Origin of the sequence: Burkholderia sp. BCC0044 (assembly GCF_902832955.1) — a bacterium.
Lineage (GTDB): Bacteria > Pseudomonadota > Gammaproteobacteria > Burkholderiales > Burkholderiaceae > Burkholderia.
This window is the reverse complement of the sequence record NZ_CADFDO010000002.1, coordinates 158,649-173,217: the sequence shown is the minus strand read 5'-3', so window position 1 is coordinate 173,217 and position 14,569 is coordinate 158,649. Positions and strand designations below refer to the sequence as shown.

The 14,569-nt window shown below is 65.8% G+C and carries 14 protein-coding genes and 2 pseudogenes; 4 read left to right on the top strand and 12 right to left on the bottom strand.

Annotated features, from left to right (window positions below):
• The first annotated feature begins 7 nt into the window (after nucleotides 1-7).
• Nucleotides 8-1,834: a hybrid sensor histidine kinase/response regulator gene (locus HWX14_RS09395; protein ID WP_175882478.1), complete on the top strand. Its 1,827-nt coding sequence runs from the start codon at nucleotides 8-10 to the stop codon at nucleotides 1,832-1,834.
• On the opposite strand, the gene flhC is transcribed toward HWX14_RS09395, so the two are convergent.
• From flhC to HWX14_RS36405, 3 genes are all read right to left on the bottom strand, one after another.
• The gene (gene flhC, locus HWX14_RS09390) at nucleotides 1,831-2,445 is read right to left on the bottom strand and encodes a flagellar transcriptional regulator FlhC (protein ID WP_175882477.1); all 615 of its coding nucleotides are present in this window, start codon (nucleotides 2,443-2,445) and stop codon (nucleotides 1,831-1,833) included. The two genes, HWX14_RS09395 and flhC, sit on opposite strands and share 4 nt — an antisense overlap.
• Nucleotides 2,442-2,870 (bottom strand): flagellar transcriptional regulator FlhD, encoded by a 429-nt coding sequence (locus HWX14_RS09385; RefSeq protein WP_244130187.1) that lies wholly within the window; start codon nucleotides 2,868-2,870, stop codon nucleotides 2,442-2,444. The genes flhC and HWX14_RS09385 overlap by 4 nt, the downstream gene beginning before the upstream one ends.
• Before the next feature lie 80 nt (nucleotides 2,871-2,950).
• The gene (locus tag HWX14_RS36405) at nucleotides 2,951-3,352 is read right to left on the bottom strand and encodes a hypothetical protein (RefSeq protein ID WP_244130256.1); all 402 of its coding nucleotides are present in this window, start codon (nucleotides 3,350-3,352) and stop codon (nucleotides 2,951-2,953) included.
• On the opposite strand from HWX14_RS36405, the gene HWX14_RS09380 reads away from it, so the two are divergent.
• Complete coding sequence (locus HWX14_RS09380) at nucleotides 3,272-3,850, top strand: response regulator transcription factor (protein WP_244130242.1); 579 nt, start codon at nucleotides 3,272-3,274, stop codon at nucleotides 3,848-3,850. The two genes, HWX14_RS36405 and HWX14_RS09380, sit on opposite strands and share 81 nt — an antisense overlap.
• Before the next feature lie 132 nt (nucleotides 3,851-3,982).
• Here the strand turns inward: HWX14_RS09380 and HWX14_RS09375 are convergent, their stop codons facing one another.
• The 4 genes and pseudogenes from HWX14_RS09375 to HWX14_RS09370 all read right to left on the bottom strand — a co-directional run bounded on the left by HWX14_RS09375 (nucleotide 3,983) and on the right by HWX14_RS09370 (nucleotide 7,029).
• Entirely contained in the window at nucleotides 3,983-5,302 is a 1,320-nt protein-coding gene (locus HWX14_RS09375; RefSeq protein ID WP_175882475.1) for a right-handed parallel beta-helix repeat-containing protein, read from the bottom strand.
• 578 nt (nucleotides 5,303-5,880) lie between these two features.
• A pseudogene (livG, locus tag HWX14_RS36400) lies at nucleotides 5,881-5,961 on the bottom strand (high-affinity branched-chain amino acid ABC transporter ATP-binding protein LivG); the annotation flags it as partial.
• Nucleotides 5,962-6,040: pseudogene (locus tag HWX14_RS36395) on the bottom strand (glyoxalase); the annotation flags it as partial.
• Nucleotides 6,041-6,105: 65 nt separating this feature from the next.
• Nucleotides 6,106-7,029: a DMT family transporter gene (locus HWX14_RS09370; protein WP_175882474.1), complete on the bottom strand. Its 924-nt coding sequence runs from the start codon at nucleotides 7,027-7,029 to the stop codon at nucleotides 6,106-6,108.
• Between the two features lie 152 nt (nucleotides 7,030-7,181).
• Between HWX14_RS09370 and HWX14_RS09365 the strand changes: the two genes are divergently transcribed.
• Nucleotides 7,182-8,033 carry a LysR substrate-binding domain-containing protein gene (locus HWX14_RS09365; protein ID WP_175882473.1) on the top strand — a complete coding sequence of 284 codons (852 nt, stop codon included), beginning with the start codon at nucleotides 7,182-7,184 and terminating at the stop codon, nucleotides 8,031-8,033.
• 92 nt (nucleotides 8,034-8,125) lie between these two features.
• Here the strand turns inward: HWX14_RS09365 and HWX14_RS09360 are convergent, their stop codons facing one another.
• The 5 genes from HWX14_RS09360 to HWX14_RS09340 form a co-directional block, all read right to left on the bottom strand.
• Nucleotides 8,126-8,827: an ABC transporter ATP-binding protein gene (locus tag HWX14_RS09360; protein WP_069260530.1), complete on the bottom strand. Its 702-nt coding sequence runs from the start codon at nucleotides 8,825-8,827 to the stop codon at nucleotides 8,126-8,128.
• Nucleotides 8,827-9,600, bottom strand: a complete 774-nt coding sequence (gene livG, locus HWX14_RS09355) for a high-affinity branched-chain amino acid ABC transporter ATP-binding protein LivG (RefSeq protein WP_069617390.1) — start codon at nucleotides 9,598-9,600, stop codon at nucleotides 8,827-8,829. Before livG (HWX14_RS09355) ends, HWX14_RS09360 begins: the two co-directional genes overlap by 1 nt.
• A complete protein-coding gene (locus HWX14_RS09350; RefSeq protein ID WP_175882472.1) occupies nucleotides 9,597-10,868 on the bottom strand; it encodes a high-affinity branched-chain amino acid ABC transporter permease LivM in 1,272 nt (423 codons plus the stop codon). Before HWX14_RS09350 ends, livG (HWX14_RS09355) begins: the two co-directional genes overlap by 4 nt.
• A gap of 11 nt (nucleotides 10,869-10,879) precedes the next feature.
• Entirely contained in the window at nucleotides 10,880-11,806 is a 927-nt protein-coding gene (gene livH, locus HWX14_RS09345) for a high-affinity branched-chain amino acid ABC transporter permease LivH (protein WP_175873899.1), read from the bottom strand.
• 182 nt (nucleotides 11,807-11,988) lie between these two features.
• Nucleotides 11,989-13,107 carry a branched-chain amino acid ABC transporter substrate-binding protein gene (locus HWX14_RS09340; RefSeq protein WP_175882471.1) on the bottom strand — a complete coding sequence of 373 codons (1,119 nt, stop codon included), beginning with the start codon at nucleotides 13,105-13,107 and terminating at the stop codon, nucleotides 11,989-11,991.
• 785 nt (nucleotides 13,108-13,892) lie between these two features.
• On the opposite strand from HWX14_RS09340, the gene HWX14_RS09335 reads away from it, so the two are divergent.
• A complete protein-coding gene (locus HWX14_RS09335; protein WP_175882470.1) occupies nucleotides 13,893-14,543 on the top strand; it encodes a hypothetical protein in 651 nt (216 codons plus the stop codon).
• The last annotated feature ends 26 nt before the right edge of the window (nucleotides 14,544-14,569 follow it).

The following is a 14,569-nucleotide window of genomic DNA, read 5'->3' as shown; positions in this document are numbered from 1 at the left end:
AGCGCACATGCAGTCGCAGGACCAGATAGCCTCCGAGCAGGTCAGGATCGTCTACGACGCCGTCACGCCCTACGTGATCGGCGGGACGCTGCTTGCCGTTTCCGCGACCCTCTCGATCGACGCGCTCGGCCAGCCGGCCCCCGTGTCCGGCCCTGCGTGGATGATCTACATCGCGGCGTGTTCGGCGGGCCAGTTTTTCCTGTCGCGCCTTTACCGCCGGTCGCCGACGTCCGTCGATCACTGGCAACGCTGGGCCCGCTGGCTGCTGGCCTTCAGCACGGCCGCCGGCATGGGCTGGGGATGGGCATCGATTCATCTCGCGACGGGCGCCGACTTCGGGATCGCGAGCCTCGTGATCCTCGCGACCTTCAGCATGGTGGCCGGCGCGATCCCGGGGCTCAGTACGTACTTCCCGGCGTTCATCGCCTTTCTGCTGCCGGCCACCCTCCCGACCATCGGCGCCGCGCTCGTTTCGCCGAATGCGATCCAGCAGGCCACCGCGCCGATGATGCTGCTGATCGCCTGCGTGGTCGGCTATCTCGGGCGGCAGGCGAACCGCGCCGCAACGCAAAACATCCGGCTGCGTTTCAGTGCGGAACGCACCGCGGACGATCTGCAAATGCAGAATGAACGGATCGAGCGGCTCGCCATCGATCTCCGGTGCCAGCGGAAGCTCGCCGATGAAGCCAATCTCGCGAAATCGCAATTCCTCGCGGCGGCCAGTCACGATCTCCGCCAGTCCGCGCATGCGCTGAATCTGCTGATCGGCGCACTGCACGGCATCCCGCTGCCGCCGGAAGGGCAGCGGCTCGTCGAGCGCATCGAGCGCTCGTCGGATGCGCTCGGCCGTCTGTTCGCCGCGCTGCTCGACCTGTCGCGGCTCGACGCCGGCAGCGTCGAAGCGCGCTGCCGGCCGTTCGCGATCGATACCGTGCTCGAATACGTCTGCAACGACTGCCTGCTCGATGCGCGGACCAAGGGCATCGCGCTGACGCGCATCCCGTGCCGCGCGGTGGTTCACTCGGATCCGGTGCTGATCGAACGCATCGTGCGCAATCTCGTGTCGAACGCGGTGCGCTATACCGATCGCGGCAAGGTCGTCGTCGGCTGCCGGCGCCGCGGCACGCACCTCGCGGTGCAGGTCTGGGACACCGGCTGCGGCATTCCCGATCATCTGCAGAAGCTCGTGTTCCACGAGTACTACCAGATCGGCAACGCCGAGCGCGACCATGAAAAAGGGTTCGGCCTCGGGCTCGCGATCGTGCGGCGGCTCGCCGCGCTGCTCGATTGCCGGCTGAGCGTGCACTCGGAGCCCGGACGCGGATCGTGTTTCGAAATCGCAGTCGCGCTCGCCACGCGCCGGCCGGACCCGCTCGACATGCCGCCCGCCAGCCACTACGCCGTACCGGCCTCGACGGGGCTCGTGGTGGTGATCGACGGCAATCGCGCGACCCGCACCGGATTGTCCGAACTGCTTGCGACGTGGGGCTACGAAACGATCGCGGCGCGCTCGGGCAAAGATGCACTGGAGCGGCTGACGGCCTGCGCTCATCGGCCCGACCTGCTGATCTGCGATTACCTGCCGCCGCGCGGCGAAAACGGCATCGCCGTGATCGAGCGGCTGCGCGAGGAAGTCGATCCGGCGCTGCCGGCGCTGCTGATCAGCGGCGATACGACCGACGAACAACTGGCCGCGTCGCATGCGCACGGGCTGCTTCTGCTGCACCGGCCGTTGCCGAACGGCAAGCTGCGGGCGGCCGTCGGCAACCTCGTCGCCGCCGGTGCGCGGCGGCGCTCGACAGCCGACGCGGAAGCGCCCGGCATCGCAATCTAGCGGCACCGCGTGCGCCCGGATGCCACGGCCGGCGCCAGCGGATCGGGTGCGCTCGCGCCGCCGGCATCCGATGCCGGCTTCGCGCGGCGCGCCCCCTTGCCGGCACGCGCCGGCGGCCGGCAGGCGACGCACACGCGATTGGGACGCGTGTCGTGACGATGGATCACGAATGCGGCGTCGCATCGGACACAACGTGCCGTCGCCAGCACGCCACCGTCGAAAAAGCGGATCAGCATCCACGCGCGCGTGAGGTCGAGCAGCGGCTCGCGGCATACTGCATCGCATCGCGTCGCATACAACGCGTAGGCCTTCACGAGCGCGTCGAGCCGGGAACAGCCCGCGTTGCTCCGCAGGAAGCGGTAGATGTTGTGGAACAGCGACGCATGAACGTTGGCGATCCACGTCATGTACCAGTCGCTGGAGAACGGCAGCAGCCCCTTCGGCGGCGGCACGCCGCGCACCTCGCGATACAGGCGAACCAGCCGCTCGTGCGGCAGCGCCAGTTCGATCTCGAGCATCTGCGGGCGCGCGCCGAGCCGGATCAGCGTCACGGCATCCTGGATGTGCTTCGCATCGTCGGCAAGGCTCGCGCCGCGCGGGCTGCCGCTCACGGCCCGTCCTGGTCGAACGCCCCGAGGCTGGAGAACGCCATCGCGGCGTGAAGCGGCGCAACTTCGCGCGGCGGGTCGGGCCGCGCGAGCGCCGCGATCGTCCCGCAACGGTTCAGGCGCAGCACGCAGAGCAACTGCCCCGACGATGCCAGGGTCATCATCGATCGCATCGTCAGGCTTTCGAGCGCGCCGGCGACTTCCGGCGTGGCGCCGAGACGAAACATGCCGATCGCCCGATCCGTCTGCAGCAATCGCTGCGCCAGCCACAGATAAGATAAATTCAGATCCCGAATTGAATCCTCTTCATTGATAGTTCCCATATTGCACCTTGATTGATCCTGAATCAGGCCGATGGAGACGTCTCGCCAATTCGTACCATTGAACATGCGTTGTTTCACGGTGCGAATCGGCTGATTCAACGTCAATTGCCCGAATTCCGGAAGGCAATCAATCGCAATGAACAGTGCGCCCCGTATTGGCACGTTCGGTTCTTTTTATCGTATAGTCAGCACCCAGGCTCCATCGCGCCCCGAAATTCTCGGCTCGCGTCACGCACCCAGGCTCCTGCAGTCGCGGTCTTCGTCGCGCTCATTGTGTGTCCTGGCGCACTGAAAACCGCGGCAGCCCAGTGTCGACCTTGCATTTCCTGATGTAAATCCGACGTTAGGCCATGGCAAAACAAAGTCGAATACGACCAAAGTATTAAGACTTTCCCAAAAGCCGGGTTCTCCAAGAGCAGAAGAGATCCGCTCCCGACTTTATTTTTATTTACATGAAAATACTCATTGTCGATGATCATCCGGTTCTGCGCGACGGCGTCGCCACGTTGCTGCGCCAGGATAACGGCGGCATGGTCGACATTCAGGCAAGCAATGCCGACGACGCGATGCGGCTGCTCGAACTGCACACCGACCTCGACGTCATCGTCCTCGACCTCAAAATGAACGGCATGGACGGCTTCGCGGCGATCGCCGCGATCACGCGGATCCGGCCCGAGCTGCCGATCATCGTGCTGTCTTCGTCCGAGGACCCGCGGGACGTGCGCGCCGCATTCACGCATGGCGCGCTCGGCTACATCCCCAAGTCCGCCACCGCGCACACGCTGCTGTCGGCGATCAAGATGGTCATGAACGGCGAACGGTACGTGCCGCCGCTGCTGCTCGACACACAGTCGCCCCATCGCGACCCCGTGCCCGTGCACGAACCCGACGCGCCGCGTCTGACGCTGCGCCAGCTCGAGGTGCTGCGCCTGATCGCCGAAGGCGTGCCGAACAAGCTCATCGCGGACCGGCTCGGCCTGTCGGAGAAAACCGTGAAGGCGCACATCACCGCCATCTTCAAGGCGCTGCACGTGCGCAATCGCACCCAGGCGGCGGCGACGGGCCAACGCCTGGGGCTGCTCTGACCCGCGTCGTCGCACCGGATGCAACGCGTGCGCGGCCGGCTGCACGACGATACGACGATACGAACCGGCCGGCCCGCACGCGGCGCGCGCCGGCTAAGCCGGCGGCGCCACACCCTCGGCGTACAACCCATGTCATCGCGCCGCGCCGGTTACCGACGCCGCCCCGCCCGACGACTGCATCAGCGAGGTTCGCACGCGCGGCATCGCGGCCGTCACCGCGCCGGCAACCGCGATCGTGCCCGACGACGATGCGCCGACCGGCGGCACCAGCGCGACGCCGTCCATCGTGTTGCCGTTGACGACGATCTGACCGGCCGTGCAACCGCGCGACAACAGCGACACCGGTGCGCCGACGATCGACGCGAACGCGTTGTCGGAGACCTGGAACGCGCATACGTTGCCGAGTGCCCGGAACCCCGCGTAGGCCGATCCCGATACGCGGTTGCGCAGCACCTTGACGGTCGACACCGAGCCCGACCACGTATCCAGTTCGATCGCGCCCTGCTGCGTCGGCGGCAGCCCGTTGTTCACGTTCGCGTTCTGGATGTTGGTCACGACGTTGTTGTCGATCACGACGTTCGACGCGCCGTAAGTCTTCCAACTATCCTCCTGCGCGACGAGAATGCCGGCCGCCTTCTGCACGCCGTCGACCGTATTGTTCGAGATCGTCACGGCCTGCCCGCCGACCACGGAGATGCCGCGCCCCCAGTAATTCCCCGATACGGCGTTGTGGTCGATCAACACGTTGCTGCTGAGACGTCCGTCGCCGAGATAGCTGACCACCGCGATCAGGTCGTCGCCGGTGCCCGTCACCGTATTGTTCTGCACCAGCACGTCGGTCGAACCGTAGGTCGTGTGGATGCCGTCGGCCAGCGTGTCGCGCACGGTATTGCCGACGACCGCGACGTTGCTGCCGCCGAACACGAAGATCCCGGCGCTGGCGCCGCCGTGGATCGTCACGCCGAGCACCTGCACGTCCGTGCCCGTGACCTCGACCTTGGTCGACTCGGGCGTGGTGAGCCGCGTCGTGCCGGTGCCCATCAGCGTGACGCCCGCCAGCGTCGAGCCGGTGCCGCGCATCACGATCGTCTGGTCGGCCGGATTGGTCGCGACGAGCGTCGCGCCGTAGCCCGATACCACGACGTTCGACCCCGCCACCGACAACGACCGGCTCACGCTATAGCGTCCCGGCGCGAGTATCAGCGTTTGGCCGGGCTGCAGTGCGTTGAGTGCCGCCTGCAATGCATCGGTCTGGTCGCTGCCGTCGCTTGCCGGCCTGACCGTCACGGCCGCCGGTGCGGCAGTCGCGGCCGGCCGCGATCGCGCGTGCGCGATACGCCACGGTGCGGTGTAGCCGACAAGCGTCGCCGCGCAAACCTGAACCTGGAAGCCGGCAATGCCGCACGCGAATGCGACCATCCCGGCGCTGACGATACGAAATGACCTGGTCATGATGACCCCCTCGATAGGTATCGGTCCGATGTAGCGCGATGCGACGGCATCCGGTCACAACGCGCCGACGGTCGGCCGGCGAGCCGGCGCGACACGTGTCGAACATCGGAGCAGAACGATTTCGTGCGGAAGCAATCGGGCAGCGCACTCGCTTCAGGCGAGTACCCGCTCGTCTGCCGATACGGGCGGGCCGCTCCCCCAAGAGCGGCTCGACGTCGACGGTGCCGGCAGCGTGCGACCGTCGAACGACATGCCGAAGCCCTGACGCGAGCGAGGTGGGTCGGCCGGCTTCGTGTCCGGACCCGTACGATCATTTCGCTCGATTGGAAGTCTATTGCGCCGTCGGCGCGCGTAAATCGGACAGAAGCCCCGCGACGTCGTAGGACGGGTCGCGAGCCCCGGTCGCATCCGCGACCTGGACGGGCTTACGACCGCATCGGCCATGCGTGCGCGTCGCTGTCTGGGGATGTCCCGGCCGGCTCGACATCGTGTGAAAGCCGTTTGCAGGCAAAGCCTGGCTACAAGATATCGCCCTGCCGAATGCGCTTGTCGGCCCGGATCGGCAAGTTGAATGTAACCGACACGCCCATCACGAGGCTCATGTCGTGTTCGATCAGCAGCACCGATACGCCGAACTCGCGGCGCAGCTTGTCGATCAGGTCGAGACCGAAGATGTGCTGATAGAAGCGCTTTGCGTCGTCGACCGAACGTGTGTCGACGTTGGCGTTTGACTTTCATCGGGTTCCTTCACGAGTCGGATTGTCTCGCGAAGCTACACCGGAATCGCGCGCGCAACCACTGCGTCAGCGGCCGGCCGCCTCCATGTCCGCGCAGCGCGGCCGCGCGGGCCGCGCGCCGTGCTTGCCGGCCAGCGCGACGCCGATCGCGACGACGACGATGCCGACGTAGGTCGTCACCTCGATCCGGTCGCCGAACATCCACGCGGCCCACATCAGCGTCACCGGCGGTTCGAGATAGACGAGCGTCGCCACGCGCGTCGCCGGCATGCGCTTGAGCAGCGCCCACAACGACAGGTAAGCGATGAAGGTCGAGAACACCGTCAGCCACACGACCGACACCCACACGTTCGGCTGCGTCGGCACGTGCAGGTCGCCGGTGACAATTCCGCACGCCGCGAACAGCACGAGGCTTACGCAACCCTGCACGAAGAGCGGCAGGAACAGCCCGTCCTCGTCACTGCGCGCGGCCGTCAGCGTGCGGCGGCGCTGATAGATCGTCGCGATCGACAGCCCGAACGCGGACACCAGTGGCAGCAGGTACATGACGATCCCGACCGACCCGGCCGGCAGCGCGTATTGCCCGCCGATCACGATGCCCACGCCGACGAACCCGACGACGAGCCCGGCCCACTGGCGCGCCCCGCTGCGCTCGCCGCCTCCGAACGACGTCATCGCCGCCGTGATGAGCGGCTGCATCGCCGCGACGATCGCGGCGATGCCCGGCGGCAGACCACGCTGAATCGCGACGTACACGCAGGCCAGATAGAGAAACTGCGACAGGAAGCCGATCACCGCGTGATAGCGGATTTTTTCGAGCGTCAGGCGCCCGAGCTGCCGATTGAGGACGATCGCGAGGCACAGCGTGGCAAACAGGAACCGCCAGAACAGCAGGTTGAACGCGCCGGCCGTCTCCGCGCCGAGCTTGGCGCCGATGAACCCGGAACTCCACGACAAGACGAAAACGAGTTGAAGCAGGAATAGCTGCATGGAGCGACGGTTCTCGGTAAGTGGCCGGAGGCAGGCGCTGGTCGCGCAGATCATCCGGGCGAATCGGTTCGAGCCGTTGACCCGAGGATATGGATGCCCAATAATTCCGTCAATCGACATTATCTGAATCGCTGATTCGGAAAAACCAAACCATGCCACGCACCCTGGACGTCGACCTGCTGCGTACCTTCCACGCCGTCGCGAAGCTCGGCCGCTTCAAGGATGCTGCCGTTCATGTGAACCGCAGCCCGTCGTCGGTCACCGCGCAGATTCAGAAGCTGGAAGAGATCGTCGCGCAGCGCCTGTTTACGCGAAACAACCAGGCGGTCGAACTCACGCAGTTCGGCCACAAGCTGCTGAACGACACCACCGAATTTCTGCTGAGCCACGACCGGCTCGTCGAATCGCTGTCGCCGCAGATGCTGACCGGCAAGTTGCGGCTCGGCATCCCCGACTCCTACGCGGCACACTTCATGGCGGAATTCCTGCCGCGCTTCGCCGCCGACCGGCCGCTGCTCGAACTGACGGTCGAAGCGCGCTCCAGCGACGAGTTGCAACTGCTGTTCGCGCGCGGCCAGCTCGACATCACGATCGCCGTGGTGCCGAAAGCGCTGCCGCACGCCGAGCTGCTCAGCAAGACACATCCGGTGTGGGTCGCCGCGCGCACCTTCAAATTCAATCCCGATGCGCCGCTGCCGATCGCGGTGCAACTGCAGGGCTGCCCGTACCGCGACACCGCGCTGAGTGCGCTGAAGAAAGCCAAGATCGCGCACCGGATGCTGCTCGAAAGCGCCAGTTCGCCGGCGGTGGAAGCGTGTATCGCGAACGGGCTCGCGGTCGGCCTGATCGAGCACGATCGCGTGTCGGGCAACCTGACGAGCCATGTCTCCGGCATCGTGCTGCCCGACCTGCCGCCGCACCTGATCACGGTGCTGACGGACGACAGCAATCGCGCCGCGCGGCATCTGCGCGACCTACTGAAAAGCACGTTCAGGATCGGATAAGGACAACAAGGCCGGGAACCGGCCTTGCGTGCGGACACAAACCGCGAGGCAAACCGCCGCCGGCCCGTTGCAGGCCGGCGGCTTCCCGTCGATCAACCGCCGAGATACGCCTGCTTGATCCGGTCGTTCGCGAGCAGGTTCGCGCCCGTGTCGGCCAGCACCACGCGCCCCGTCTCGAGCACGTAGCCGCGATCGGCCACGCCGAGCGCCTTGTTCGCGTTCTGCTCGACGAGGAACACCGTGACGCCCTCGTCGCGGATCGTCCGGATGATGTCGAAGATCTGCGCGATCACGAGCGGTGCGAGGCCGAGCGTCGGTTCGTCGAGCAGCAGCAAACGCGGTTTGCTCATCAGCGCACGGCCGATCGCGAGCATCTGCTGCTCGCCGCCCGACATCGTGCCGGCCCGCTGCGCCGCGCGTTCCTTCAGGCGCGGAAACAGCTTGAACACGTGCTCGATGCCGTCGTCGATTTCATGACGGCTCGCGAAGAAGCCGCCCATCTTCAGGTTCTCGAGCACCGTCAGGCTCGGGAACACGCGCCGCCCTTCCGGCGAGATCGCCATCCCCTGCCGCATGATCTGGTGCGTCGACATCCCGGTGATGTCGTTGCCCTCGAACAGCACGCGGCCCGACGATGCGCGCGGCGTGCCGCATACCGTCATCATCAGCGTCGTCTTGCCGGCGCCGTTGCTGCCGATCAGCGTGACGATCTCGCCCTTGTTCACCTCGATCGACACGCCCGCGAGCGCCTCGACCGCGCCGTAGTGCGTATGGACCTGTTCCAGCTTCAGCATCACTCTTCCCCCAGATACGCCTTGATCACGCGCGGGTCGTTGCGGACCGCTTCCGGCGTGCCGATCACGATCGGCCGGCCGTGCTCCATCACGAGGATGCGGTCGGACACGCCCATCACGAGGCTCATGTCGTGTTCGATCAGCAGCACCGATACGCCGAATTCACGGCGCAGCTTGTCGATCAGGTGCTGCAGTTCGATCTTTTCCTGCGGGTTGAGGCCGGCCGCCGGCTCGTCGAGCATCAAGAGGCGCGGCTCGGTGATCATGCAGCGCGCGATCTCCAGACGCCGCTGGTGCCCGTACGACAGCGTGCCCGCCGGCCGGTTGGCGACCGACGTCAGCCCCATCCGGTCGAGCCACACGGCCGCGCGTTCGAGCGCTTCCTTCTCCGCGTGACGATACGCGGGCGTCGCGAACAGGCCGTGCAGCAGCCCGGCCTTCACCTTGCGATGCTGCGCGACGAGCAGGTTCTCGACGACCGTCAGCGACTTGAACAGGCGGATGTTCTGGAACGTGCGCACCAGACCCTTCAACGCGATCTGGTGGCTCGGCAGGCCCGCAATCGCATGACCGTCGAGCACGACGTCGCCGCCGGTCGGCTTGTAGAAGCCGCCGACGCAGTTGAACACCGTGGTCTTGCCCGCGCCGTTCGGCCCGATGATCGCGAACACCTCGTCGCGGCGCACGTCGAAATCGATGCCGTCCACCGCGAGCAACCCGCCGAAGCGCATCTGCAGCCCGGCGACCTTCAACAGTTCTGCATTCGCGCTCATTGCGGCAACTCCACGTGGGGACGGCTCGCGGGCAGCAGGCCCTGCGGACGCCACATCATCATCAACACCATCACCAGACCGAAGATCAGCATCCGGTACTCGGCGAACCCGCGCGCGACTTCCGGCAGCACGGTCAGCAGGATCGCCGCGAGAATCACGCCGAGCTGCGAACCCATCCCGCCGAGCACGACGATCGCGAGGATCAGCGCCGATTCGATGAAGGTGAACGATTCAGGATTGACGAGGCCCTGACGCGCCGCGAAGAACGCGCCGCCGATCCCCGCGAACGCCGCGCCGAGCGTGAACGCCGACAGCTTGATGCGCGTCGGGTTGAGACCCAGCGAACGGCATGCGATCTCGTCGTCGCGCAGCGCTTCCCATGCGCGGCCCATCGGCATGCGGATCAGGCGGCTCGTCACGAACAGCGTGAAGCCGACCAGCACCAATGCGATCAGGTACAGGAAGATCACCATGTGCTCGCCGCTGTATTCCAGCCCGATCAGTTCATGGAAGGTCTTCGCGCCTTCGACGCTCGCCGAGCGCGCCATCTCGAAGCCGAACACCGTCGGCTTCGGAATGCTCGAGATGCCGTCCGGGCCGCCGGTGAGGCTCGTCAGGTTGTTCGCGAGCAGCCGGATGATCTCGCCGAAGCCGAGCGTGACGATCGCGAGATAGTCGCCGCGCAGACGCAGCACCGGGAAGCCGAGCAGGAAGCCGAACGTCGCCGCCGCGATCGCCGCGATCGGCAGGCATTCCCAGAACGACAGCCCGAAATACTGGTTCAGCATCGCGTACGTATAGCCGCCGACCGCGTAGAACCCGACATAGCCGAGATCCAGCAGCCCCGCGAAGCCGACCACGATGTTCAGCCCGAGGCCGAGGATCACGTAGATCAGCGCGAGCGTCGCGACGTCCACCGCGCCGCGCGAGCCGAAGAACGGCCATACGAGGCCGACCGCGAGCAGCACCCAGATGATCACGCGCTGCTGCTGCGCGCCCATCGCGGGCATCGCCGGCAGCTTCACCGCCGATTTCGCGCGCACGAGCCACGGCTTGAACAACTGGAACAGGAACACGGCCGCGACCGCGATCCACACCGGGCGCCAGTGCGGCGTCAGCACGACCTGATAGCCGTCGAGCTTCAGTTGCAGCCCGAGCACCGGAATCGTGAGGATCGCCGTCAGGATCGCGGCGGCCACCGCATTCTTCAGCGCCTGGCCGACCGACGCGTCGGCGGCCGGGCGGCGAACGGAAATGACTTGACTCATCTGCGTCTCCCTCAAACCTTTTCGATGTCCGACTTGCCGAGCAGGCCGGTCGGGCGGAAGAGCAGGATCAGCACGAGCAGGCCGAACGCGACCACGTCCTTGTACTCGGCCGGCATGTAGCCTGCGGCGAAGGTTTCGGCCAGGCCCAGCAGCACGCCGCCGAGCATCGCGCCCGGGATGCTGCCGATCCCGCCGAGCACCGCGGCGGTGAACGCCTTGATGCCCGCGACGAAGCCGATATACGGATTCAGCTTGCCGATCGTCAGCCCGATCAGCACGCCGCCGACGGCGGCCAGCATCGCGCCGAGCACGAACGTGAACGAGATCACGCGGTTCGTGTCGATGCCGAGCAGGTTCGCCATCTTCATGTCCTCGGCGCACGCGCGGCACGCACGGCCCATCCGCGAATGCGAGATGAACAGCGTGAGCGCGATCATCAGCACCAGCGTCACGCAGACGATCAACAGGCGCGCATACGGAATCGTCACGTCGAAGTCGCCGCCGAGATGGATCTCGAACGCGCCGGAGATCAGCACGGGCACGGACACGTCGCGCGCGCCCTGGCCGATCTGCACGTAGTTCTGCAGGAAGATCGACATGCCGATCGCGGAGATCAGCGGCACGAGGCGCGGGCCGCCGCGCAACGGACGATACGCGACGCGCTCGACCGCGAAGCCGTACAGGCCGGTGACGATCACCGACACGATCAGCGCGGCGCCGAGCACGAGCGGCAGCGGATAGCCGGCGGAGATGCCGATCGCCGTCAGGGTCACGAGGCCCACGTACGCGCCGATCATGTAGATCTCGCCGTGGGCGAAGTTGATCATGCCGATGATGCCGTAGACCATCGAATAGCCGATGGCGATCAACGCATAGATCGCACCCAGCGTCAGGCCGTTGACCAGCTGCTGGGCGAATTGAGGAAGGAAGTCAGTCATGTGCGGGAAGCTCCCGTTGGCGCTGGGTCGCGTGCCGTCGCCGGATCACGGCGGTCGGCCGCGCGCAACGCACGGTGTCGTCTCGGGCCGCCCTTTGGCGCGCACGGGTCAGAGGCGCGGCCAATACGCACCCGCCCCGTCCGGGTTTCGGACAGGGCGGGTGCGCGGGCGGGTACTCCGTCTTACTTGGCGGCGGTCTTCGTCGCGTCCTTGTGCCACGTGTAGACGACGAACTTGAACGCCTTCAGGTCGCCCTGTGCGTCATACGCGACCTTGCCGATCGGCGTGTCGAACGTCGTCTTGTGCATGTACGCGGCGACCTTCGTCGGATCGGTCGTCTTCGCGCCGGCGATCGCGTCGGCGATGATCTTCACCGCTGCGTACGACGGCATCTGGAACGGGCCGTTCGCGTCGCGCTTCTTGTCCGCGAACGCCTTCACGAGCGCCGCGTTGGCCGGATCGGCCGAGAAGTCGGCCGGCAGCGTGACGAGCATGCCTTCCGAAGCCGGGCCGGCGATCGCCGTCACGTCCTTGTTGCCCACGCCTTCAGGCCCCATGAACGTTGCCTTCACGCCCTGCTCGCGCGCCTGGCGCATCAGCAGGCCCATTTCCGGGTGGTAGCCGCCGAAGTAGACGAAATCGACGCCTTGCGACTTCAGCTTCGTGATGATCGCCGAGTAGTCCGAATCGCCGGCGTTGATGCCTTCGAACAGCACGACCGGGATCTTCGCGGCTTCGAGGTCCTTCTTCACCGACGACGCGATGCCCTGGCCGTACGACTGCTTGTCGTGCAGGATCGCGACCTTCTTCGGCTTCACGTTGTTGATGATGTAGTGCGCGGCGGCCGGGCCTTGCTGGTCGTCGCGGCCGATCGTGCGGAAGATGAAGTGACGCTTCTTGCCTTCCGTCAGCTGCGGCGCGGTGGCCGACGGCGTGACCATCACGATGCCTTCGTTCTCGTAGATGTCCGACGCGGGAATCGTCGAACCCGAGCACACGTGGCCGATCACGTACTTGATCTTCTGGCTGACGATCTTGTTGGCGACGGCGACGGCCTGCTTCGGTTCGCACGCGTCGTCCATCAGCACGACTTCGAACTTGTTGCCGCCCGCACCGCCGGCCGCGTTGATCTGTTCGATCGCGGTCAGCGCGCCGGCCTTCACCATGTCGCCGTATTGGGCGACCGAGCCGCTCATCGGACCAGCGATGGCGATCTTCACGGTTTCCGCTTGCGCGGCGGCGGCGCCGGCGGCGAACAGCACGGCGGCGACGGAAATGGACGTAAGACGGGACAGCGTCATCTGGGAGCTCCTCGATGTTGTTTAGTCATACGGGCAAAGGCGGCATGACTTGCGCAATCGAACAGCACCCGGGGCGAGGACATGGGACACGCCCGAGACACATAGAAGACGGAACTCCAGCGGAATGTTGCGTAGCGGGGCCCGGCTCTTGCAGTCCCCGAAGGGGACGTCTGGTTCGGAAAGACATCGTGATGCGTCTTGCATTGCGCAAGCGTTTCGCCTGCCCCGCTTGCCAAATCGCTCATTCGGAGGGATGGTCCGACAGCTGTTGGCAAGGCAGCCGAAATTATATGGGCGTTTTTCAATCGTCTGTCAAAAATGCCTGTCGACTGAGGGAAAACACGTAGATTTTTGAGATGGGTGGGTGGCGATGGGGGCGCAACCTGCGGGAGGCGGGGACGGTTGATTTGGGTGCAATTGGGTTGCTATTCGGTAGGGGGATCGGGGTGGGTTCCTTGCTGGGCTTGGTGTTCGGCGAGGGGCGGTTCTCGGTTTCGCATTTTTCGGGCTATCGAGGGGCTGCTCGGGGAAAATCAATCAACTGACGATTGTGCGAACGCGCACCAGGACGGGGCGCTCGATGAGACGGAAAATCTTTCTGTTTGCCAGCAAAGCTAGTGTGATTGAAAGGTTTTTGAGATTTCCATGAAATAATGCGGGCTCGCTTCTGCAATCCAGCCAGCCTCCCCTGCCAGTCGCGCCCGCCGCGCCTCGCAGTCGCTTCAGGGCCGCTTCGACGCCCCCTCGTCGCCCAGCCGCCAGCCAGTGATCTGCCGTTTTGTTCAATGCACATCACCTGCTTCGGATCATCCATGAATTGCCCTATCCGCCTCTCTTCCGCCGCCGCGATTGCGTGCGCGCTTTCTGTTTCGACTGCCCATGCTTCGGGACGCGATGCGCTGACCGATCGGTCAGTCGGGGCCAATGTGTTTCGGTCAGAGCGGCGTGCGGCTGTTCGGGATGATGGACATGCGGCGCGGATGAACCGCCGACGGGTGCAGTTCGCTGCGCCCGGCGAACGGAGCCCGTTCGATACGCCGGATACGCGGCCGGTGCGGGTGACAAGCGATGCGCTCGTGACATCGCCGCCTTCTTTTAAACACGAACCCGACTTTGTCTCGGCTCCGAACCGCGTCGCGCTTGGTGCGGGTGGGAGCGATAGTTTGGGTCGCGCGGTGCCCGGGCATGAGCAGCGCGAGCAGAACTGGAACGAATACCTGCGCGCGAACGGCTCTCGGCCGGCTGGTAGCGGCGGCTCGTATGCGCCGCAGCGGCCGTACGATGCGCCACGTGGTCCGCACAGGGCGCCGAATCCGTTCGATCCGTCGGTGCCGCAGCCGGAGACGCGGACGTTCTACGACAACGGATCGGGGACGAAATGCACGGCTACCGGCGGTGCGGGGACGTCGCGGTCGTCTTGCGATATCGCTTGGTGATGTGCGGTTTTGGGCGGCTGCCGCTT

Bases quoted from the DNA above. Each gene is read 5' to 3' on its own strand.
- HWX14_RS09340 (WP_175882471.1), bottom strand. From the start codon at position 13,107: ATGACGCTGTCCCGTCTTACGTCCATTTCCGTCGCCGCCGTGCTGTTC.
- livG (WP_069617390.1), bottom strand. From the start codon at position 9,600: ATGAGCGCGAATGCAGAACTGTTGAAGGTCGCCGGGCTGCAGATGCGC.
- HWX14_RS09365 (WP_175882473.1), top strand. From the start codon at position 7,182: ATGCCACGCACCCTGGACGTCGACCTGCTGCGTACCTTCCACGCCGTC.
- HWX14_RS09360 (WP_069260530.1), bottom strand. From the start codon at position 8,827: ATGCTGAAGCTGGAACAGGTCCATACGCACTACGGCGCGGTCGAGGCG.
- livH (WP_175873899.1), bottom strand. From the start codon at position 11,806: ATGACTGACTTCCTTCCTCAATTCGCCCAGCAGCTGGTCAACGGCCTG.
- HWX14_RS09350 (WP_175882472.1), bottom strand. From the start codon at position 10,868: ATGAGTCAAGTCATTTCCGTTCGCCGCCCGGCCGCCGACGCGTCGGTC.
- HWX14_RS09375 (WP_175882475.1), bottom strand. From the start codon at position 5,302: ATGACCAGGTCATTTCGTATCGTCAGCGCCGGGATGGTCGCATTCGCG.
- HWX14_RS09370 (WP_175882474.1), bottom strand. From the start codon at position 7,029: ATGCAGCTATTCCTGCTTCAACTCGTTTTCGTCTTGTCGTGGAGTTCC.
- HWX14_RS09395 (WP_175882478.1), top strand. From the start codon at position 8: ATGCAGTCGCAGGACCAGATAGCCTCCGAGCAGGTCAGGATCGTCTAC.
- HWX14_RS09335 (WP_175882470.1), top strand. From the start codon at position 13,893: ATGCACATCACCTGCTTCGGATCATCCATGAATTGCCCTATCCGCCTC.